Annotated in this window: 20 protein-coding genes and 1 tRNA gene; 7 read left to right on the forward strand and 14 right to left on the reverse strand. The window is 33.6% G+C overall.

The annotated features are described in order from the left end of the window. Positions 1 to 51 precede the first annotated feature (51 nt). Together Q0783_RS02150 and Q0783_RS02155 are read left to right on the forward strand one after the other, a co-directional pair. On the forward strand, positions 52 to 924 hold the full coding sequence (locus Q0783_RS02150; protein ID WP_298892903.1) for a hypothetical protein: 873 nt from the start codon (positions 52 to 54) through the stop codon (positions 922 to 924). Then, a complete protein-coding gene (locus tag Q0783_RS02155; protein WP_298892906.1) occupies positions 924 to 1,661 on the forward strand; it encodes a Bax inhibitor-1/YccA family protein in 738 nt (245 codons plus the stop codon). Before Q0783_RS02150 ends, Q0783_RS02155 begins: the two co-directional genes overlap by 1 nt. Before the next feature lie 16 nt (positions 1,662 to 1,677). Here Q0783_RS02155 and Q0783_RS02160 read toward each other — a convergent pair whose 3' ends face one another. The 5 genes from Q0783_RS02160 to Q0783_RS02180 form a co-directional block, all read right to left on the reverse strand. Then, positions 1,678 to 2,154, reverse strand: coding sequence for a hypothetical protein (locus Q0783_RS02160; protein ID WP_298754428.1), 477 nt, complete (start codon positions 2,152 to 2,154; stop codon positions 1,678 to 1,680). Positions 2,155 to 2,203: 49 nt separating this feature from the next. Next, the gene (locus Q0783_RS02165) at positions 2,204 to 3,340 is read right to left on the reverse strand and encodes a tetratricopeptide repeat protein (protein ID WP_298892908.1); all 1,137 of its coding nucleotides are present in this window, start codon (positions 3,338 to 3,340) and stop codon (positions 2,204 to 2,206) included. Then, positions 3,340 to 5,649: a M56 family metallopeptidase gene (locus Q0783_RS02170; protein ID WP_298892909.1), complete on the reverse strand. Its 2,310-nt coding sequence runs from the start codon at positions 5,647 to 5,649 to the stop codon at positions 3,340 to 3,342. Before Q0783_RS02170 ends, Q0783_RS02165 begins: the two co-directional genes overlap by 1 nt. A gap of 1 nt (position 5,650) precedes the next feature. Continuing rightward, positions 5,651 to 6,013, reverse strand: coding sequence for a BlaI/MecI/CopY family transcriptional regulator (locus tag Q0783_RS02175; protein ID WP_230934207.1), 363 nt, complete (start codon positions 6,011 to 6,013; stop codon positions 5,651 to 5,653). Positions 6,014 to 6,147: 134 nt separating this feature from the next. After that, on the reverse strand, positions 6,148 to 6,876 hold the full coding sequence (locus Q0783_RS02180) for an energy transducer TonB (RefSeq protein WP_298892910.1): 729 nt from the start codon (positions 6,874 to 6,876) through the stop codon (positions 6,148 to 6,150). Between the two features lie 120 nt (positions 6,877 to 6,996). On the opposite strand from Q0783_RS02180, the gene Q0783_RS02185 reads away from it, so the two are divergent. Continuing rightward, on the forward strand, positions 6,997 to 7,494 hold the full coding sequence (locus Q0783_RS02185) for a DUF456 domain-containing protein (RefSeq protein WP_298754417.1): 498 nt from the start codon (positions 6,997 to 6,999) through the stop codon (positions 7,492 to 7,494). Between the two features lie 234 nt (positions 7,495 to 7,728). Here Q0783_RS02185 and Q0783_RS02190 read toward each other — a convergent pair whose 3' ends face one another. The 3 genes from Q0783_RS02190 to Q0783_RS02200 all read right to left on the reverse strand — a co-directional run bounded on the left by Q0783_RS02190 (position 7,729) and on the right by Q0783_RS02200 (position 10,708). Then, positions 7,729 to 8,397 carry a response regulator gene (locus Q0783_RS02190; RefSeq protein WP_298754415.1) on the reverse strand — a complete coding sequence of 223 codons (669 nt, stop codon included), beginning with the start codon at positions 8,395 to 8,397 and terminating at the stop codon, positions 7,729 to 7,731. Positions 8,398 to 8,401: 4 nt separating this feature from the next. Further along, a complete protein-coding gene (locus tag Q0783_RS02195) occupies positions 8,402 to 10,336 on the reverse strand; it encodes a tetratricopeptide repeat protein (protein ID WP_298892911.1) in 1,935 nt (644 codons plus the stop codon). Between the two features lie 198 nt (positions 10,337 to 10,534). After that, positions 10,535 to 10,708, reverse strand: coding sequence for a hypothetical protein (locus Q0783_RS02200; protein WP_298892912.1), 174 nt, complete (start codon positions 10,706 to 10,708; stop codon positions 10,535 to 10,537). Between the two features lie 449 nt (positions 10,709 to 11,157). Here Q0783_RS02200 and Q0783_RS02205 point away from each other — a divergent pair, with 449 nt between their 5' ends. Further along, positions 11,158 to 12,261: a hypothetical protein gene (locus Q0783_RS02205; protein WP_298892914.1), complete on the forward strand. Its 1,104-nt coding sequence runs from the start codon at positions 11,158 to 11,160 to the stop codon at positions 12,259 to 12,261. Between the two features lie 178 nt (positions 12,262 to 12,439). Here the strand turns inward: Q0783_RS02205 and Q0783_RS02210 are convergent. From Q0783_RS02210 to trxA, 4 genes are all read right to left on the reverse strand, one after another. Then, positions 12,440 to 12,513 (reverse strand) — tRNA-Asp (locus Q0783_RS02210). Between the two features lie 77 nt (positions 12,514 to 12,590). After that, positions 12,591 to 13,520, reverse strand: a complete 930-nt coding sequence (locus tag Q0783_RS02215; RefSeq protein WP_298892917.1) for a DUF58 domain-containing protein — start codon at positions 13,518 to 13,520, stop codon at positions 12,591 to 12,593. Between the two features lie 3 nt (positions 13,521 to 13,523). Continuing rightward, entirely contained in the window at positions 13,524 to 14,069 is a 546-nt protein-coding gene (locus tag Q0783_RS02220; protein ID WP_298754405.1) for an ATP-dependent Clp protease proteolytic subunit, read from the reverse strand. 88 nt (positions 14,070 to 14,157) lie between these two features. Continuing rightward, positions 14,158 to 14,478: a thioredoxin gene (trxA, locus tag Q0783_RS02225; RefSeq protein ID WP_298755187.1), complete on the reverse strand. Its 321-nt coding sequence runs from the start codon at positions 14,476 to 14,478 to the stop codon at positions 14,158 to 14,160. A 295-nt stretch (positions 14,479 to 14,773) separates the two neighbouring features. Between trxA and Q0783_RS02230 the strand changes: the two genes are divergently transcribed. From Q0783_RS02230 to Q0783_RS02240, 3 genes are read left to right on the forward strand one after another with little or no spacing between them, the layout of a single operon-like run. Further along, on the forward strand, positions 14,774 to 15,205 hold the full coding sequence (locus Q0783_RS02230) for an SRPBCC domain-containing protein (RefSeq protein ID WP_298892919.1): 432 nt from the start codon (positions 14,774 to 14,776) through the stop codon (positions 15,203 to 15,205). After that, complete coding sequence (locus Q0783_RS02235) at positions 15,195 to 15,524, forward strand: metalloregulator ArsR/SmtB family transcription factor (RefSeq protein WP_298754401.1); 330 nt, start codon at positions 15,195 to 15,197, stop codon at positions 15,522 to 15,524. The genes Q0783_RS02230 and Q0783_RS02235 overlap by 11 nt, the downstream gene beginning before the upstream one ends. Further along, positions 15,517 to 15,948, forward strand: a complete 432-nt coding sequence (locus tag Q0783_RS02240; RefSeq protein ID WP_298892921.1) for an SRPBCC domain-containing protein — start codon at positions 15,517 to 15,519, stop codon at positions 15,946 to 15,948. The genes Q0783_RS02235 and Q0783_RS02240 overlap by 8 nt, the downstream gene beginning before the upstream one ends. A 7-nt stretch (positions 15,949 to 15,955) precedes the next feature. Here Q0783_RS02240 and dnaE read toward each other — a convergent pair whose 3' ends face one another. Next, positions 15,956 to 20,341: a DNA polymerase III subunit alpha gene (dnaE, locus tag Q0783_RS02245; protein WP_298892923.1), complete on the reverse strand. Its 4,386-nt coding sequence runs from the start codon at positions 20,339 to 20,341 to the stop codon at positions 15,956 to 15,958. Between the two features lie 161 nt (positions 20,342 to 20,502). Next, complete coding sequence (locus Q0783_RS02250; protein WP_298892925.1) at positions 20,503 to 21,789, reverse strand: DUF6252 family protein; 1,287 nt, start codon at positions 21,787 to 21,789, stop codon at positions 20,503 to 20,505. Between the last annotated feature and the right edge of the window lie 41 nt (positions 21,790 to 21,830).

Genomic DNA, 21,830 nt, shown 5'->3' on the forward strand with positions numbered 1-21,830 from the left:
TACTATCATTTATTTTTGTTAGATTTACCTAAACCGTAACCCTTAATCGCAATGAAAAAAATTGTTTGTTTATTTTGCTTTTTATTAAGCTTCTCTTTTATGGGAGCTCAAGAAACCTTCATGGTCGATGGTGAACGATTAGTACTAAAAAATGAAGTTGATGGAAAACTTGACTTGCTTTGGAATATAATTGATGGGAACTACCGTTATTTTGTGAGAACTGAAAGCAATACCATTATTGAGCTCAAAAACACAAAAAAAGACGGGAAATTTCAAGAGGAGTATAAGTCACTACTTAATGAGCTCACCGACGAATCGATGTCTACAAAGCGTTTAAATTTGACACTTTTTAGTTTGAAGGAATTTATAGACAAATATAATGGCAGCGTAGATTCCTCATACCAATCTACAGCCATAAGAAACAAGTTGCAATTTCGGTTTGGTCTCTTTGGAGGTATTACTAACAATCCGTTTATTACTAATCCTGACAATCTAACAACTCCTCTTTTTGGTGGCGAACTTGAAGTATTGGATGTGAATCAAATTTCTAGACATGCTGTTTTTTTACAACTAAAACATGTTTTAGAACAAGATGAACTCCAGTATTCTACAACTGAAATAGCATTAGGTTATCGTTTTAGGTTTATAAATAAGGAAAAATTTAGTCTCTATGGTAATGTAAAATTTGCAACAGTTAATTTTTCTAATGTAGTTGTTGTCACCGAAAATAATGGAAATGCAATTTCAGAAGAGATTAATGACACGTCATTTGATGTCCCTTTTATTTTTGGGATAGGTGCCGATATTAGAGTCACAGAAAATAGTTATATCACTCTTGCGTATAATGAATTGTTTGCATTATTTTTAGATAATCAAGGCAACTTTTCTCAAGATTTCTCTGTAGGTTATAAGTTCAATCTTTAATGAAACTATCAAATTACAAAACAAATAACCCTGTTTTTTCAGGTTATTTCTGGGAAGATCAAAAGCGTTCTTCTAAAAAAATGACCGTTTTAGGAATTTTCTTTAAATCGCTCTTTTGCATTTTAGTTATTGCTGGTATCACAGGATATGTCTGGAAACTAAGCGAAGATGGTATATCTGTAAGATGGTTTACTTTAGGCGGTATGCTGGGAGCCATTGTAATTAGCGTCATTATTTCGGTAAGAAGACATTGGGCTCCAATGTTGGTTCCTATATACACAATAGCTAAAGGTTTTTTTTTAGGAGGCTTTTCGGCTTATGCGCATAAAAACTTTCCCGAATTACCTTATCAAGCTATTGGCGTTACCATTGTTACTTTTTTTATAATGCTATTGCTCTATCAAACACGAATTATTTTAGTGACTAAAAAATTACGAAGCGTAATTATTACTTCAGCAATAAGTATTATGGTCGTTTATTTGATATCGTGGATATTGAGTTTTTTTGGAATCAAAAGCTATCTTTGGGGAACATCATGGTTCGCAATTGTTTTTAATTGTATTGCAGCCATAGTTGCTTCATTTTCATTACTATTGGATTTCGACTATATAGAACGCTACAAAAACCGTGCACCAAAATGGAAAGAATGGCTAGCTACTTGGGGGCTTTTAGCAACACTTGTCTGGCTCTATGTTGAAACTCTTCGACTAATGCAAAAACTAGCGATTAGATTTTAGGATAAGTGACATTAAGCTACTCAATCTTTATAATTACTGGTAGCACAAATTGAGTTTTTACGTGCTGACTTCGCTTTATAGCGGGATATATTTTAGGTAAAGAATCTAAGCTTTGCCGAAGCAAACTGTCTAATTGAGGGATTTGATCTTTAGTAGTTTGTGCACTCTTGATATCATTAATAAAAAATTCGCCCTCATTATCAATCGTAATCTTTAGTTGAACAGTGTCATTGATTTCTTCAGAAACGATAATTTGGTATTTAGCTAAGTTTTTATTGAGAATACGGCGTAATGTGTTTTCAAAACAGACTTTTTTATTCTCTTTACCAGAGGTGTTTTCACAAAATTCAAAAGTTGGATACTCATCGACATCATTCCATGTAAATGTTTGTAATTGTTCTTCCAAAATATCTTCAGTATATACTTTTTTCTTGTCGAAATAATCACAAGAGACAAGCGTAACGATAGCCAAAAAGTAGAGTATGCGTTTCATTGTTATAAACTGAAACCGAAAAGTACAATTTTTTTGGATATAATAAGATTTACTCTTTAGCCTTTAAAAATTTCTCTTCTTTAAGTTCTGAAATTCGTCGTGTTGCATATCTTGCATAAAAACTCTCAGGATATTTCTTCTTAAAACCTTCATAGAGTTTAATCTTTGAATCAATATCTTCAAAGTAAGCATCTTTTGTAGTGACTATAAAGAATTCTGTTCTTACATTATTAGGATTCTCTTTAAGCGACTTTTGAAAAGCTTGAAGCGCTTCCTTATATCTATTCTGTCTATTGTAAAGTGTTCCTAATTTTTGATACTCATGATCCAGTGGCACATCCATTAAAAGCAAAGCTTGTTTGATATATTTTTCGGCATTTTTAAAATCATCTAAACGCTGATAATACGTTCCAATCACAAAGATAGCTGTAGAATTATAAGCGTTGTATTTTAATGCCTTTTTACGATGTTCAATAGCTAACTCATAATCTGAGTTTTGTGCATGACACAAGCTTAATTTTTCATGAATAAATTCTGAAGACTCTCCAAGGTCTATTAATTTCTGAAAATTATCACGAGCCTTAGTATAATACTCTTGCAAATAATAACTCTGCGCTTTTAAACTAATAAGTTCAACATTATTAGCATAGCTTTCCAATCCTTTATCTATATATTTTTCGGCTAGTGTGTGTCTTCTTTTCTTAAGATAGTGTCTTGCTATTTTATAAATCGATTTTTGATGTGTTTGATCTAAATCATAGGCAGATCTAAATCTATTTATTGCCGTCGAATCGTTCATTCGTTCTAAGGCCAGTCCCATTTCATAATGATAGTTAGGGTTGCGATAATCAATATTCATTAACTGATTAAAAACGTCTATTGATGCTTCAAATTTTTTAGTTTTTGATAACAACTTAGCATAGTCGTAGAGCGTTAAAGCATCTTTTGGATTTGCATCTACACTTTGCTTGTAATACTGCAATGCTAGATCATAATTACCAATCGCTACATAAGACTTAGCTATTTTATTATAAATTTCAGATGGATTATTATATGTTTTGTAAACAGTGATTGCTTTACTATAATTACCATTTAGGTATAGGCTATCTGCAGTATTTAAAACCGAAGACTGAGCTTCGGTTTTAGTTATAAGTATTGAAAATAACAGGATAAATAGACTACGCATTAATTTTTCTTGTCTTTATTTGTATCTGGTGCTATTTGAAAAACTATTGGTAAACTATAAGGTACAATAACTGGCTTACCATCATGTTTTCCTGGAATAAATTGTGGAAGTCCTTTGATTACCCTTATGGCTTCTTTTTCTAAATCTGGATGAGATGCCCTAGCTTTAACATTAGTTACATAGCCTAACTTATCTATTTTAAAGATAACAGTAATGCGCTGTCTACCAACCAATCCAAGCTTAGATGCTAAATCGATATTAAAGTTTCTGTTTACATAAATAGCGACTTCACGACTTACACATTTTTTTCGAGCTTCGTTATCTGGAAGTCCTACACATGACTCATACATAGGAACCTCATCTACCACACCAAAAGGAACTTCTTTATCTTGAACTTTAGTTGTATTGTGATCCTTTACTATTTGCTTCACCTCTTCAACACTTCCCACATTGTAGTTTTCACTTTTATCTGCTGATGTATCTGTATGTACTTGAAAAAGAATAGGTAAACTATACGGTACAACTACTGGTTTCCCTTTGTGTTTTCCTGGTATGAATTGAGGTAATTCATTAATGACGCGAATGGCTTCTTTTTCAAGAGCTGGATGTGGTGCCCTTGCTTTTATTCCGGTCACAACACCTTCTTTATCTATTTTAAACATCACATTTATACGTTGTCTACCTGAAAGACCCAGTTTTTTAGCTAAATCTGTATTGAATTTCTTATTGACATGCTTAGAAATATTTTCGACCAAACATTGTTTGCGCTCTTCTTGACTTTTGAAGGAATCACAAAAAGAAAATGTTGGTACCTCATGAATAATTGCAAATGGGACTTCTAGATCTAAAGTTTCTTGTTCGACAACAGTCTCTTCTGTAAGTTCTTTCTTGAATTTAGTATAATTTGATACATCTTCTACAACCATTTTAGTTCTTCCATCTACAGATACCATTAAAAGCCCTTTATAAAGCTCATCACTTTCAATCAAAGCTACTTTCTCATCAAACTTGGTTTTCTCTTCTGGAGTCATATTTCCAGCTTCGGTAACCACCAATCTCAGTATATCATCTTTAGGTCGACTTTCCCATTCTAATCTAGCTTCATCTGTCTTTTTATATTGCAAATACGCTTCATAGGTTATTGGATCTAACGTCTCTCTAAAAGGTGTTTTCGAGCTTGCCTTTTTATTTTCTTTGGCAACACGTAAATCTTTAAGATATGCACCAAAAGCTTTTGATTTTATGAATTCATCTCTTGATTTTATATAGTTCTCATTTCCTAGAATATATGTGTCTAGGTCTTCATTTGTTATAGCCTTGCTATTATATAAGTTCACGAAGTCATCATAGTATTTATTATATAATTCTTCATCTGACAATTCTTGATCAACAACATGTTCTGCTTGTGTTGTCACTGTTTTCTCTTGAGCATAAGAAGATGTATAAATAAGCATCGAAAATACGATAGGTATCAATAACGCGTATTTAATAATATTAATTCGTTTAGATTTTGACTTGCTCAACATGATAATTCGTTTTTTTATGAGTGAATGTTTAAAAAAAGGATTGACAAATGAAAACTGCTGAGTCTCAAAGACCTGTGATAGCAAATTATCATAATAATCAGCTTTATTGTGTAGTTTTACCGCATTGGCATCGGCAATATATTCGTGCAGTGCGGCAATTCTTTTTTGGTACATATAAACCAGTGGATTGAACCAAAAAATTATACGGAATACCTCAAAAAGTAGTAGATCTAAAGTGTGCTTTTGTTTAACATGAACAATTTCATGCTCTAATATGCTCGAGCGTTCTTGAATGTTTAATTTCTCACCTAAAAATATGTAATGAAAAAAAGAAAATGCTTTTGTGCTATTAAGCAGATTAATAATCAAAAAATTACCACTCCAGCGTTTTGGATGTTTAGATGCTAGCCATAACAATTTTGAAATTTTGATCACTAATATCAAAGTAGCTAAACACATACCAGATATTAAAATGATATTCCAAATAGATACAGGTTCTGGTTCAATATTGATACCCGCTTCCATTGCTATTTGAGGATCTATACCACTTGCAACTTTTGTTGTTTCTCCAATGATGACTTCAGGTAAACGAATCACAAAATCTTTTGCAACAACTGTTTTTATTTGTTCAATTTTAATAAACGGAATCACTACAGAAAGTAAGGCAGTACCAAGCAAATAGACTCTGTTTAAATTAAAAAACGTTTCCTTCCGTAGAAATATATCGTAGATGATTAAAAACAATAGTTGAAATGCGACGACCTGTAAAATATAATGTAACATACTATTGTTTCGTTTTATTAATGTCTTTTAAAATAGCTTCCATGTCTTTTAAATCAACATCATTTTTCTTAACAAAAAATGAGACCATACTTTTAAAAGAACCTTGAAAATAATTATCAACCAAATTGTTTATGGACTGATTACTATAATCTTGTTTTTTCATTAATGGAAAATAGATGTGTCCTTTCCCTTGTTTTTCATAATCTACAAAGCCTTTATTCTCTAAAATTCTAACAATTGTAGAGACTGTATTATACGCAGGTTTTGGTTCTGGTAGTTGATTAAGAATATCTTTGACATTGGCTTTTTCAAGTTGCCATAAGACATGCATAATTTCTTCTTCGGCTTTTGTAAGTTGTTTCATAATTATGTTTTCAGTATTCTACGTTCAAATATAACTAAATACTTAGTTAAAACTAAGCATTTAGTTTAATTTTTAACAAATTATGACTAAAATTTAATTATGCTCTAGAATTTAAAACGTGAGTTTTCACTAGTTTAATCATCAACTTTAAATGTAAGAGGAAATGCATAAGGCACCCTTACTGGTCTACCTCTTTGTTTACCTGGAAGCATTCTTGGCAACAATCCCAAAACTCGCTTGGCTTCTTTATCAAGACGTGGATCTGGGCCTCTGGCTTGGATATTAACAACATTACCTTTTTCATCAATAGTGAACATCATAGAAATTCTATAGCGACCAGACTGCAAACCCAAATCGCTTGCCAAGTCGAGGTTAAATTTTTTATTGATGAATTTTTTTATTTTATCAGACATACACTGACGCTTTTTATCATTAGTCTTTTTTTTCTCGCAACCGGGAAAAACAGGTACGTTTTCAATGATATGAAATGGCACTTCGATATCCTCCTCTACTTCTTCAACTTCTACATCTTCTACTTCCACTATTTCTTCTTCTTGATCGGTTTCGGTAGATTCAATAACAGTTTCTTCAATTTCCTTTTCATCTTCTACTATCTCAATTTCTTCTGGCACAACTGGAGGTGGTGGTGGTGGCGGTGGCGGGATTACTTCATGATTAGTAATTGGAATCTCCTCTTCTTCTAACGCATCTAAATCCAGCTGACCAATATCAATTGTGTCTTTGGAGTAAGATTTATAATTAATAGTTAGGTACGTTAGAGTCAATATTAACAAAAGACTCACAGCAAAATATAGAGAGCTATTTCTTCCTATTTCTGCTTTTCTGTTTTTTTTTGGTTCCATATTCTCAATCTTTAAGATTGCTAATATAACTAAAACTTTAGTTTAAACTAAAATTTTAGTTTAAAAATGTAACATTCTTTATTTTTGTGCGTCTTATTATTAGAATTTTAAATCGATTTAATGGATATATTTTTAATCATTCTTGCCGCTTTCTTTATGATTTTAGGAATCATAGGTAGTTTTTTGCCTGTATTACCTGGACCTCTAACCAGTTGGGTTGGATTACTCATTTTTCATTTAGCTGATGTGGTACCAATGAATTGGACGTTTTTAATCATCACTTTCATTTTTGCACTTGCTATATGGATACTGGATTATATTATTCCTGCAATGGGCACCAAACGTTTTGGAGGCACTAAAGCTGGTATGATAGGAACATCGATTGGGCTCATTGTAGGGTTGTTCTCTCCTATTCCTGGAGGTATTATTATTGGTCCCTTTTTTGGAGCTCTAATAGGAGAATTACTCAATAAGGCCGAATTTGATAAGGCATTAAAAGCTGCGTTTGGATCTTTTTTAGGCTTTATAGCTTCCACCTTTATTAAATTTATGGTAGCTATAGTATTTCTAGGATTTTTTATCGTGAAGTTTTTTGAATATAAAGACCTTTTATTATAAAAGAAAAACCTAACGTCTGTTGAGAAACGTTAGGTTTTAGTTCTTTGCTATTAATTCAACAAATTACTTAGAGGGATTAATTAATTTTGTTGACTATTCAAATATATTTAATGTTAACAACTTTTTGTTACGGAAAAACCGTAAACTTGATGCGGAAAAACCGTAGTTTCTATATATGATAAGGGTTGCGAGATGGTTTAAAAATGGGAAAAACCGTAATTTTAACAGTATTTTTTAAAGAAATCCTTTTTTTCGGGCTTCAATTATCAAAGATTCATCTTTTCCGTCGTCAATAGAAAACAATATTTTGAGTTGTTTTTTTCGTTTTTCTATTGCACTCATAGACAGATCTATATACTCGGTTAAGCTTCTTGTTTTTATTCCCTGAGATAGTAAATGAAGAATTTTTCTGTTGATTTCGTCAACGTAAATTTCATTAACCACAGATTTGTTAAGAAAATTACTTACTGTACTACTGTAATAAGGCGGGTCAATTAATATATGATGAAATGCTTCTGCAAGTTCACTAGATGTAAGGTCACTTTTTATTAAAAAACCATCAGGATTTATTTCTTTAACTATACTATGAATTCTATACGATTCATTAAACATAGTAAGAATGATAACCTTGGCATTAGGCAAAATATTACGAGAGATTTTTGCAAGATCTTCACCTGATGTTATTTTCCCGTCTGAAGAGGCAGGTAAACTAATATCAAAGAAACAAACATCATAAGGACGTTCTTTTGCGGCTTTTTGCATTAATAGGTTTGCAGCATCACAAGTATTTGCTGTATCAATGACTAAAGTTTGATTTTCCTTTTTAGTAGCCATTAATGTATTTTGGTATCCTTCGATAATGATCGGGTGATCATCAACCATTAGAATGTGAATATGTTGCATTATATTAATTTTTGTAAGGTATAATAATACTAACCTCTGTCCCTTCTTTTAAAATAGAGTTAAACTCAGCTTTCCCTTCCACCTCGTTTACTCTAGAGTTTATGTTTTTAAGGCCAATACCTTTTTTACTTTTATTGACATCAAAACCATCTCCATCATCTGTAATGGATAAGCAAATTACATTATTTTTTAATTGAATGCTAATTTTTACAGCATTAGCATTGGCATGTTTATAAATATTTTGAAGTGATTCCTGTATAATCCTATAAATGTTGATTTTAGTTTTATTTGGAACACTTTCCCAATTGATATCATCGGTATAGTTAAACGATGATTCTAGTTGGTAAGCTAAGGTTTGTTTCTCTATAAGTTCTGAAACAATATCCATAAATCCAGAGCCTGAAACGAAATCGGTATTTAAATCATGGGAAACTTTTCTAATATCATTCTCGATGGTCATAAGTTCCTTAATATAGGTAGCTCTATTCTTTATAGCGTCTTGTCCTTCGGAAAAATTCAAACTATCCAAACTCAATCGCGTCCCAAAAAGTCGTCCTAATATGCCATCGTGCAATTCTTCTGAAATTCGCTTCTTCTCATTGGCTCTAGCCTCATCAACTTTGTCTTGTTGTGATAACATGAGGTTATAAATCTCTTCATTTGCTTTTTGCTGATCCTTTTCAAACTTTAGTTCTTTGTTCTTAGCACGTTGTGTAATGATGATATACAATAAAAATAAAGTGACTAATAAAGCTCCTGAAATTGCCAGCAACCACATTAATTGTTGAGACATTCTTGCATTTGCTTTTTCGACGTTATCGGTATCATATTTTATACGTGCGTATTTATTTCTTACAGAACGCTCAACAAGTAGTAAGCTATCACCTAATCTAATATGTTCATACAAGTACTTCTTCCCTTCTTCACCTTTTTTAAGTTTAGAAAGAATTTTTAATGCATCAAGTAGTATCTCATTGGAAGAAATGCTTTTGGCTATTTTATAAGAGGCATCAGCATATTTTAACGACGAATCAGTTTTTTTCTGCTGAAAGTAGAACTTTGACAAGTCAATACTCACTTGAAGTTTAGTTGTCGCATCATCTAAGGTATCACTTATATGATAAGCTTCATTGAACAAACGTTCCATTTCTTCATAATCTTTAGAACCTGCAACCAATTTTGTGTACGCCAAATTATCAACAACAAGAGGATAAAACGTGGGGTCATACGCATCATACTGATCTTTAATCTCTATCAAGCTAGAATATAACTCTATGGCTTTTGAATAATTTTCTTTTTTTCGATAGACGAAAGCCTTATTATTAGTGGAATAAATTTTATTATAAAAACCATTCCTCATCTTACTGCTAACTTTCTCAGCTTTGTCGTGATACTCTAAAGATTTATCATAATTACCTAATTTGAGTGAAATAATCCCAATGAGGTTATTTAAAATCCATAGATTGTCTAGATTATCTTCTGTTTCTGGTAGATTTTCAAATATTTTAAGAGCACTTATAGCATTTTCTTCACTACCAAAATAGTCCTTCTCTGTATCCTGCAGGTCGGCAATATTTAACAAAATAGTACCCTTAGATGCAAATCTATTATTACTGTAATATTTTAAAGCTTTTGAGTAATAATAATATGCACTATCATTTTCTTGATTAGAATGAAAGTATACGGCTAAATTATCATTTGCAATTGCTATGGCATTCGAGTCATTCAATTTTTCTGCAATCTTTGCATTGGCCTTATTTGTACTTATATATTTGTCGTATTGTTCAGTATTAAAATACAATAAGGCAAGTTGCCTATTACTTCTTAAAATTGTAGAATCATTGCCAATTTCTTCAGCTAGTTGAGACGATTGAATCGCAAAGTTTAATCGTTCTTGAAGACTGTAATCAAAGTTTTTAGATTTCTCTCTTAAATTCAAAACTCTATCGAGTTTCTCATTCTTATCTTGAGATAAAGATATAAAAGATAATAAAAGGCATAAAAGAGAAATAGAATACTTAACCAAAATTGAAAAGTTACAGTTTACTTAATCAAAGTTAGAATAAATTTATAGATAATCTCCACAAAAAAAAGCCCTTATTATAATAAGGGCTTTTTTTTAGTTTCATAAAGGATTTTATCCTTGAGGTTGTAACTTAGCTTTCTTTTTAGCATGAGCTAATAAATCATACTGCTTTTGAGTCTTGTAAGTAGGCTCATTAGAGTTATCTGCTACAGAGTCACTGCTTTGTCCAGAAACTGTTAATAATAATACTGCAAGTAGTAGAAAAGTAATTTTCAGGGTTTTCATGTTTTTCGTTTTTAGGGATTATAGATTCAATTTTTAAATTATGTTAATAATATTAGGGCATCAAAAAATGCCAATCGAGGGAAGAATGGATTATTAACTTTTTTGGCATAACTATGCCTATAAAATTGAGGGAAATTTAAACGCGCAAATGCATCTAAACATGAAATGGATTAATAAAATACCTTGATAAGTGAATTTAGGGGCTTATGAAGGACTTCAAACATAGTGCTTTTTAGGAGATAAACAAAAAAATATCCGACGAAAAGTTATTTTTTATCGATTAAATACGCGATTTTAAATATTTATTGTTCATTAACTGTTAATAACTCCATTCTGTATAATAGAAAATTTTCAAATGTATACTCCCTTTTTTAGGGACTTACTTAACATAAGTTTATACAAATTTGAAATACTATTAGCTACATTTGAGAAGATTAATACCTTCCAAAATGAAATTTTCTTGTTATCTCCTCCTTATTGTATTATTCTTTTCATGCCAAAAATCAAGAGACATTAATCAAGAGAAGGAATACATAAAAGCACAAATTGATCTCGTTACTCAAGCACATTATAATCAAGATGCGAATCTATTCTATGAACCTAATGCTAATGAATGGTATGACATACGATATGGTCAAATAACAACACAACATAAAGAAGAAGCCATTCCTCCAACACAAGCCTATTTAGATCAAATGGAGTTTAAGGACATGGTTATGCGTGATGAACCAATTATTCAAATTTCCGAAGATGCCACTTTAGCTACCTATAGTAATTCGGCAACTATAAGAGGTATTTTAAACAAAGTGCCTGTTTTTTGGGTTGTAGCATGGCAAAGCACCTTAAGAAAGGTTAATGGCGAATGGAAAATCATAAGCACCACCAATACTGAAGCTACTCAATCAATTAGTGCAAAAGTGATATTAGATTATGCTCGAGATTATACAAATGCTAGCGATACCATACAGTCACTATATGCTATGGCCGAATGCAAAGCGCCAGATAATAGAGACTTTAAAACGCTTATTTTATCCAACCATAAAGGAAGTAAAATGGAACAGCAATCTGGTGCCAATCACTATATTATGAAACAAGGAGAGCAAAACTCCTGGAGTTATAACGTCAATACAAAAACATACACTGATAGTCTTAGCGCAGCCACCAAGACCTTTGTTCAAGGGCACGAATTACATTGGTTAAGTCTTTTTCCGGAAGATCGTTTTACTAAAGCCTCATTTGATGGCATCGTACCATTTAAAGATCAAAACGCTTTTAAGATTACATTCCTAAATGCTGTTAAGTCTCCTGTCAACTTTTATTATGCCTTTGAGACTTATCAGCCACTTGGTTTCGAAATTTTTCCTGGACCAGATCAAGACAAGGTAGTGATTGCGTATGAAAACTGGGAGCTACTAAACAGCCTCAACATATTTAAAAAAGCCACATTTACTCAAGGTGAAGAGGTTTTTGAATATGCTTTTACCGATATTAAAATCAATACCTTAAATGATTCCAGTTTTGAGAGTACTGTGAACGTAATAGAACAAAACTAAATCCTCTTAAAACAAAAAAGCATCCCGATTTTTGATTACTCAAAAAAAGGAAAGCTTCTCATCGGTAAGAACTCAACAACATTGAGGTTCTCACAACTCTAGGATTTCTCCTAGAACAACACAACTAATCTTTATTGCAAAAAAAAGCCCTAATCTCTTAAGGCTCTTGCAATTTTAGCGGTCTGGACGGGACTCGAACCCGCGACCTTCGCCGTGACAGGGCGACATTCTAACCAACTGAACTACCAGACCGTTGCTTTATTGCGAGGGCAAATATACATTCGATTTTTAATATCACAAATATTTTATGACAATTTTTTATCAAAAATTTAAATAAATTTTTGACGTTCGACCATATAGGTCGTCAATATCTTATCAAAGGATTTATTGATATCAGCTTCTACATATTTAATTTGATATTGTCCGCACTTTAATCGTATACTCTTAAAGTAGTCTTCAACAGCATTTTCATACCCTTCTTTTACTGTATCTGGATACAAATTAATGTATTCGTTTGTTTCAACATCTATAAATCGTTTAGGCGAATTGTCAAAATCAAATTTCAATTCTTTCTCTTTATCAATCACATGAAATAGCACCACTTCATGCTTGTTATATTTCAAATGCCGTAAGGCTTCAAATAACTTGACATCATCTGTCGACGTTTGCAACATATCTGTAAAAAAGAAAATCAACGATCGCCTATGAATATTCTCTGCAATTTGATGCAAGTAGGTATAGGTCTCAGTGGTCTTATTTAATTGCTTTGAAACCACCATGTTACTCAACTGACTTAGTAACATTTGATGATGACGTTCACTACCCTTTTCAGGTGCATAATAATCATAAGCATCACTATAAATACTTAAACCTACAGCATCCCGTTGCTTTTTTAAAATATGCATCAATGATGCCGATGCTAATGCCGAAAAGCCTATTTTATTAAGATTAGAGATACTAAAATCTTTGAGTTCAGGATAATGCATCGAACTACTATTGTCTACAATAAGATGACAGCGTAAGTTGGTCTCATCATCATAACGTTTTGTATAAAGCTTATCTGTTTTAGCATACAGCTTCCAATCTATATGACGCGTACTTTCGCCTTGATTATATATCTTATGTTCGGCAAACTCTGCGGAAAAGCCGTGAAACGGACTCTTATGCATCCCAGCAATAAAACCTTCTACTACTTGCTTAGCAAGGAGTTCCAAGTTTTTAAAGCCGCCTGCTTTATTAAGTTCTGCCTGTAAATTCATCTGTTATTTTAAAATGCCATCAACAATACCGTAAGCCTTTGATTCCTTGGCTCCCATCCAATGATCACGATTAAAGTCTTTCATGACCTGTTCAACTGTTTGACCACAATTTTCGGCTAAGATTTTTGCACTTAGCTCCTTGGTCTTTATAATCTCTTGAGCCGTAATCTCTATATCACTAGCTTGTCCGCGAGCACCACCACTTGGTTGATGTATCATAACTCTAGCATGTGGTTGTATAAAACGTTTACCTTTTGTACCAACAGATAGTAGAATAGATCCCATAGATGCCGCCAATCCAGTACAAATAGTAGATACATCGCTATTTAACGATTTAATACAGTCATACATAGCAAATCCAGAAGTGACATAACCTCCAGGACTGTTGATATATAAATGGATGTCTTTCGTCTCTAAAGAGTCTAAATACAATAGTCTATCTATAACATGTTTTGCCGAATCGTCATCTACCATTCCCCATAAAAATACTTTACGCTCTTCTAATAGTTTACTATCTATTACATCTTGTGTTTTCGATTTTTTTGTCATCTTGTGTTTATTTGCATTAAAAATAAAAAAAGGTTCACCATAATGGCAAACCTTTTATCATTTCTTTTAGATTATATCTAATTAATTCTTACAATAAAGAATCGATAGCTTCTGTATAAGCATTTTTAGGTGCAACACCTACTTGACGTCCAACCACTTCTCCATTTTGGAAAACTAAAACAGTTGGGATGTTACGCACACCATACTTAGCAGCAAATTCTTGATTTGCATCTACATCTACTTTACCTACAACAGCCTTACCGTCGTACTCTGTGCTAATTTCATCAATGATTGGTCCAACCATTCTACATGGTCCACACCAAGCAGCCCAAAAATCAACCATTACTGGTTTATCACTCTTTAATACTGTTTCTTCAAACGTTGCATCTGTTATTTCTAATGCCATAATTATATTATCTATGTTTAACTTCGTTTTAATTTAATACACAAAATTAGTCAAAAATTTTGCCAAACCTTACAATGACAGTATTTGTTTTGATTATAAGGTTATTGATTGGTTATATAGCCATAATTTGGGCGCATAAACCAGGCTCTCACAAGTCGCTCTCTTTGAGGAGCTCCAACAATTGCTCCATCCTTTGCGCATTCAAAATGTTAAAATGCAACCATAAAGTTGCGTATTAATATAATTTAGTATACTTTAGCAACCATAAAGTTGCATATTAATCAAAAAATCGAATATTATGAAAGATAGTATCACTAAAGAAAAAGTATTTGTTCATCCCATCGAAAAAGTGTGGGATGCTATTTCAAAAGCAGAAGAAATTTCAGCTTGGTTTATTCAAGCCGACTTTAAAGCCGAAAAAGGATACCAATACACATTTACTTCGGAGCCCAATGAAAAAGGTTGTACCACAATTAGTGGTACCGTAAAAGAAGCAAATCCTTATGTATTAGCCTATACATGGATTGTTGCCGACACCAAAGTAGAAACCACTGTCACATGGACCTTAGAATCTGTAGCAGAGGGCACAAAATTGTATTTGGAACACTCCGGAATTTCAAACTATGGTGGAGAAACAGCTATAGCCATGTTTGAAAGTTTTAATGGTGGCTGGGACAACTGTGTTAATTTATTAACCGATTATCTAAAAACAGTAGTCAATGCAGGATAGACTAACAACGCTTTTTAAAGCTGTGGCAGATCCAACAAGGCGCGAAATTTTTCACGCCTTGGTGATTGCCAGTTCGGCTTTATCAATCACTCAAATATCCAATCAGTTCGAAATGACCAGACAAGGAGTTACTAAACATATTAAAACCTTAGAAGATGCTGGATTGGTTCATTTAGATACCAAGGGTCGTGAACGCTTTTGTAATGCTAATGCTAAACCTTTAAAAGAATTAAGCAAATGGATGACATTCTATGAACAGTTCTGGGATAACTCGTTAGATAATTTAGATCACTTCTTAAACACCTCAAAAGATGCTTAACAACAAACCTGTGAATCATGTAAATACAGATTACAACAAGCAAATAGACATATCAGCTTCACCTAAAGAAGCCTTTAAAGCACTTACAGATCATATTCATTTGTGGTGGTCAAGAACAAGCGACTCAGTTCAAAAAGAAGGTGGACACTTTACGATTCATTTTGAGAATGGTTATTGGTGGACCTTTAAAATATTAGAATTTACACCAAATAACGAAATCATTTGGAAATGCATTGATGGTGAGCCCGATTTCAACAAAGAATGGATTGGCCACGTCTTACATTGGAAAATTACAGAAATCGATTCCAAAACAATAATTAACTTTCATCAAGTTGGTCTAACGCCAGACATTGATTGTTATGAGGTATGCTCAACTACTTGGGATATGTTTATTGCTCACCGGTTAAAAGATCATCTCAGTTAACATCAAACTAATTCAACTTATACCTCACATCATTAGTTTCCAATTCGTTTAAAAGCTCTTGAGAAATTTTCACTTTTTGTTTGCGACTTGGCATGTTAAGTTTGATCTTTTCATCGTTGTCGTAAACAATAAAATTGAGGGCTTTTTCTCCTTGATGTAGTCTAAACAAATCTTGTAATATAGAGATACGTTGTTCTTGTAAATCTCTTATGTTTAATTGGATAGATAACTTCTTAGCATAGGTATCCATCACATCATGTAACAATTGAAAATTATTAAACTGTAATCTTGGATCACTCTTTTTACCCGTATCTCTATTGACCCAACCTTCTCTAACAAAAGCTCTTACATAGATAAAGCTATTCTTAACCAAAAAATGACGATACTTTAAATATTCTTCTCCAAAGATTCTAAACTCAAAACTATCAGTATAATCTTCAACCATAAAAATAGCCCAGCCTTTACCTTGTTTACTAACACGATGTTGCACATCTGTTACTACACCTCCAAACGTTAATTCACGATTCACATAGTTTTCCAGTTCATTGAAAAGTGCTAAAGTACCATTACAAAAGGTTTTCATTTCCACTTTAAAATCATCTAACGGATGACCAGAAATATAAACGCCAACAACTTCTTTTTCTTGAGCTAACTTTTCCATAGTTCCCCATTCTTCACATGGTGGAACAATAGGTTCAGCAATTTGAACATCACTTGCAGCTCCAAACAAACTCACTTGAGCAGAATTTTCATTCTCCTGATGCTTTGCGCCATACTTAATGGCTTTCTCTAAAAAGGTAATACCATCACCTTCATCATGAAAATATTGTGCACGATGTGTATCTCCAAAACCATCAAAACCGCCTGCTAAAGCTAAATTCTCAAACGCTTTTTTATTGGCCGCACGTAAATCAATACGCTTTGCCATATCAAAAATAGATTTATAGGGCCCATCTTCTTTACGGTTTTTTACAATCGTTTTCACAGCACCATGACCAACACCTTTTATAGCTCCCATTCCAAAACGAACAGCACCATTTTGATTTACCGAAAACTTATAATACGATTCATTGACATCTGGACCTAAAACTTCCAATCGCATACGTTTACATTCTTCCATAAAGAAGGTCACTTGCTTGATGTCATTCATATTATTAGACAGTACAGCTGCCATATATTCGGCTGGATAATGAGCTTTTAAATAGGCTGTTTGATAGGCAATCCATGCATAACATGTAGAATGCGATTTGTTAAACGCATAACTTGCAAAGGCTTCCCAATCTTTCCATACTTTCTCTAGAACTTTTGCATCATGGCCATTAGCACTCGCTTGGTCAATAAATTTTGGTTTCATCTTATCGAGAACCGCGATTTGTTTTTTACCCATTGCCTTACGAAGTACATCGGCTTCACCTTTGGTGAAATCTGCTAGTTTTTGTGATAACAACATTACCTGCTCTTGATACACCGTAATCCCATAGGTTTCTTTGAGATATTCTTCCATCGCAGGAAGATCATAATCAATCTCTTCATCGCCATGCTTACGACGTACAAAACTCGGGATATATTCCATTGGTCCTGGACGATAAAGCGCATTCATAGCGATTAAATCTTCAAAAACCGTTGGTTTTAAATCTCTAAGATGTTTTTGCATTCCGGGAGACTCATATTGAAATACACCTACTGTTTCTCCTCTTTGGAATAGTTCGTATGTTTTTTCATCATCTAAAGGGAAGTTTTCTGGATCGAGCAAAATATCGTGTTTTGCTTTTACGATTTTAACCGTATCCTTGATTAAAGTCAAGGTTTTTAACCCTAAGAAATCCATCTTCAGTAATCCAGCGTCTTCAACAACAGAGTTATCAAATTGGGTAACATACAAATCAGAATCTTTCGCAGTCGAAACAGGAACGAATTTGGTAATATCATCCGGAGTAATAATCACACCACACGCGTGAATTCCGGTATTACGAACCGAACCTTCTAATGTTCTTGCAAGATTTACAGTTTCAGATTCGAGATCATCACCATCTGCAATATTGAGTAACTGATTGACTTTCTCTAAATCTTCAGCTCGAAATTTCTTACCTAATTCCTTTTCATCTAAACCAAAAATTTTATTCAATTTAGACATGGTAGGAATCAACTTTGCAATTCGGTCTGCATCAAATAGAGGTAGATCTAAAACTCTAGCTGTATCACGAATAGATGACTTTGCAGCCATCGTTCCGTAAGTGATGATTTGTGCGACTTGATTGGCTCCGTATTTTTCAATCACATAGTCCATTACTCGACTTCGACCTTCATCATCAAAATCGATATCAATATCTGGCATGCTTATACGATCTGGATTTAAAAAACGCTCAAAAAGCAGGTCATACTTTAAAGGGTCAATATTGGTAATCCATAAACAGTAAGCAACTACAGATCCAGCAGCAGAACCACGACCTGGCCCAACAGATACATCCATATTACGTGCTTCACGAATAAAATCCTCTACAATTAAAAAGTAACCTGGATATCCAGTGTTCTCTATAACACTCAACTCAAAGTCAAGACGTTCTTTTATATCATCGGTTAATTCGTCATATCTTTTTTTTGCACCTTCGTAGGTTAAATGTTTAAGATAGGCATTCTCACCACGTTTTCCGCCATCGGCCAAATCGGCATCATCTTTAAATTGATCTGGAATGTCAAATGCAGGTAATAACACATCTCGAGCCAATTCAAACGCTTCTACCTTATCCACTACATCCTGAATATTAGTAATAGCTTCTGGAAGGTCTCTAAAGAGCGTTTTCATGTCTTCAGACGATTTGAAATAATACTCTTGGTTAGGTAATCCATAACGATACCCTCGTCCGCGACCTATAGGTGTTGATTGCTTCTCACCATCTTTAACACACAATAGAATGTCATGAGCATTAGCATCTTTTTGTTTACAGTAATAGGTATTATTTGTAGCAACGATCTTGACATCGTGTTTATGAGCCAATTTTATCAATACAGGATTAACTCGATTTTCATCCTCCTGATTATGACGCATTACTTCCACATAAAGATCTTCGCCAAATTCTTGCTTCCACCATATCAAGGCATCTTCAGCTTGATTTTCGCCAATATTTAATACTTTACTTGGCACTTCACCATAAAGGTTTCCTGTGAGACAAATTAAATCTTCTTTGTATTGCTGAATGAGTTTTTTATCAATTCTCGGTAAATAATAAAATCCATCTACGAAGGCATGAGAGGACAACTTAGCTAGATTGTGATATCCATTTTTGTTCTTGGCAATAAGTACAATTTGATATCCATTATCTTTTCTTGTTTTATCTGTGTGATCTTCACAAACAAAAAATTCACATCCAATAATTGGCTTTATTTCATTTGCATTCGTAGTTTCTCCCTTTTCTTCTGCTTCGGCATGTTTGGCTTTAACAGATTTATTATGGTTATTAACTGCTTTAACAAAGTGAAAAGCACCCATCATATTCGCATGATCTGTCAATGCTACAGCTGGCATATTATGCTCTGCAGCCTCTGCTACAAGATCTGAAATACTAATAGTAGACTGTAATACTGAAAACTGAGAATGGTTATGTAAGTGAACAAAATCAACATCGGCCAAATCTGAAATATTCCCTTTTATTTCTGCTTCGGAAATATCATCTTTTTGCAACTTCTGTAGACGCTCATTAATTTTAGCACTTTCCTTTTTTAGGTTAATATGCTTTAGACCTATAAGCTGAATGGCTTGCGGATTCTCTTCATTAAAACGTTGAAAATAATCGGGTTGAACGTCTAATTGTTCTTTGGTATACTCACCTAAACGTACCAATTCAAAAAAGCAACGTGTTGTCGCCTCAACATCTGCTGTTGCATTATGCGCTTCGGCAAAAGGTGTATTAAATAAAAACTGATGCAACTCTGTTAAAGTTGGTAATTTAAACTTACCACCACGTCCTCCCGGAATTTTACAAAGCTCGGCAGTATACTCGGTACAGGTGTCTAATACTGGAAGTTCTTGAAGTTGATTTGCAAGATCTTCTCTTACAAATTCTGCTCCCATGATGTTGAGATCAAAAGTGACGTTTTGCCCAACCACAAACTTCGTTTTTGATAGCGCTATATTAAATTTATCCAGAACCTCTCGAAGCGGCACTCCTTGTTCCTGAGCTAACTCGGTAGAAATTCCATGTATTTTCTCTGCATCATAAGGAATATTAAACCCTTCTGGTTGCACTAAATAATCTTGGTGATCGATACAGTTTCCCATCTCGTCATGAAGTTGCCAAGCAATTTGAATACATCTAGGCCAATTATCAACATCTGTAATTGGTGCATCCCATCGCTTTGGTAATCCAGTCGTCTCGGTATCGAAAATTAAATACATGTAGCTATTTCAATTTTAAGGAGTTCTCTTCCGAAGAAAAACTTCAAAAGTAAGTCCATAAAATTACGAAGAAACTCGTCTTATTTAAAGTGAAAGTTATGAACAGTTTTTAACAAAAAAAGCAGCCGATCGGCTGCTTTTTCTATATGATAAAATATCTATTACATATCATCCAAATAATCAGGAATGGTATCAGCGTCTGTATCAACAGCATCTGCTGGGTCTCCATCCATATTTGGATCTGCATTTTCATCTGCGGTTAACGTGCCATCACCATCGTCATCATTATCTAAATAATCTGCCGTGCCATCTCCATCAGTATCTCCTGTTTCAAATTGAGTAAAGATTCCATCACCATCGTCATCATTGTCTAAATAATCAACATCTGTATCACCATCTGTATCAGCAGGGTTTCCGTCGGCATCTTTAGCTTCATCTATAGTTAATACACCATCACCATCATCGTCATCGTCCATATAATTAGGTATTCCGTCTCCGTCGGTATCGTCATTAGTTAAATCACCATCACCATCAAAATCTTCAAAATTATTAGGAATCCCATCACTATCATCGTCATTACAATCTAAGCCATCGATAACAGCTTGAATACTTCCATCGGTATCACCACAAAATTCAATTTGCTCTTCTAAGAATGTTCTGTAATTTTCACAAGCATCAATATAGTTGGCTATAGTAGCAGCTTCAAAGGCAGCTTGAGCCGTATCTCTATTTTGAGTAGCTAGAGTACATGGAAACACGCAATCATTTAAGTTATCAATTAATGTTTGAATACTTCCATCGGTATCGCCACAAATACTTTTTTGACTCTGTAAGGCTTGAGTATAAAGATTACAAGCGTTGATATATGCATCACTATCTATATATTCTAAAGTTGACGCAAACGTAGATTCGTATGCTGTCAAGGCATTAGCAGATGCCGCTTCGGTTTCTTCACATGTTGGCGCTCCGGAAGTGATAGTTCCTGCAATTAAAGGAACTCTAAAAAACACACCTTCATTATAACCGATAGAATTTAGTCCAGATTCATCAAAGGCCAAAAACTCAAAAGTTCCAGTAAATGTATTGTTACTAACTTCGTCTATTTTCACAAAGCCTAATTCAGGATAAATGGATACACTCGGATCTGGAGGATTATTTGTAGAAAAAACAGTACCGTTTCCATCAATATAACGTCCTTCTCTAGAATTCACATTTCCGAGTACATAAGTCCCTACATTTACTGAAGGTAATTTAAGAATTACAGTTTCAGAATTATTACTAGCTGTAATAACTAAAAAACCACTGTCGTCTATTACTGCATTGGTAAATTCTGCTCTCCAAAGTCCATATTCTCTATTTCCTTGAAATCCAGGCGAATTAAACTCAACCTCATCTCCACAACTCACTAAGGTAAATACAGTTACAAGAAGTATTGCTAATCTTTTCATTGCTTTATTTTTCTTTCTCAAATCTAAACTTGAGGTGTATT

The organism is uncultured Psychroserpens sp. (assembly GCF_947500255.1).
In the GTDB taxonomy this organism is placed as follows: Bacteria; Bacteroidota; Bacteroidia; order Flavobacteriales; family Flavobacteriaceae; genus Psychroserpens.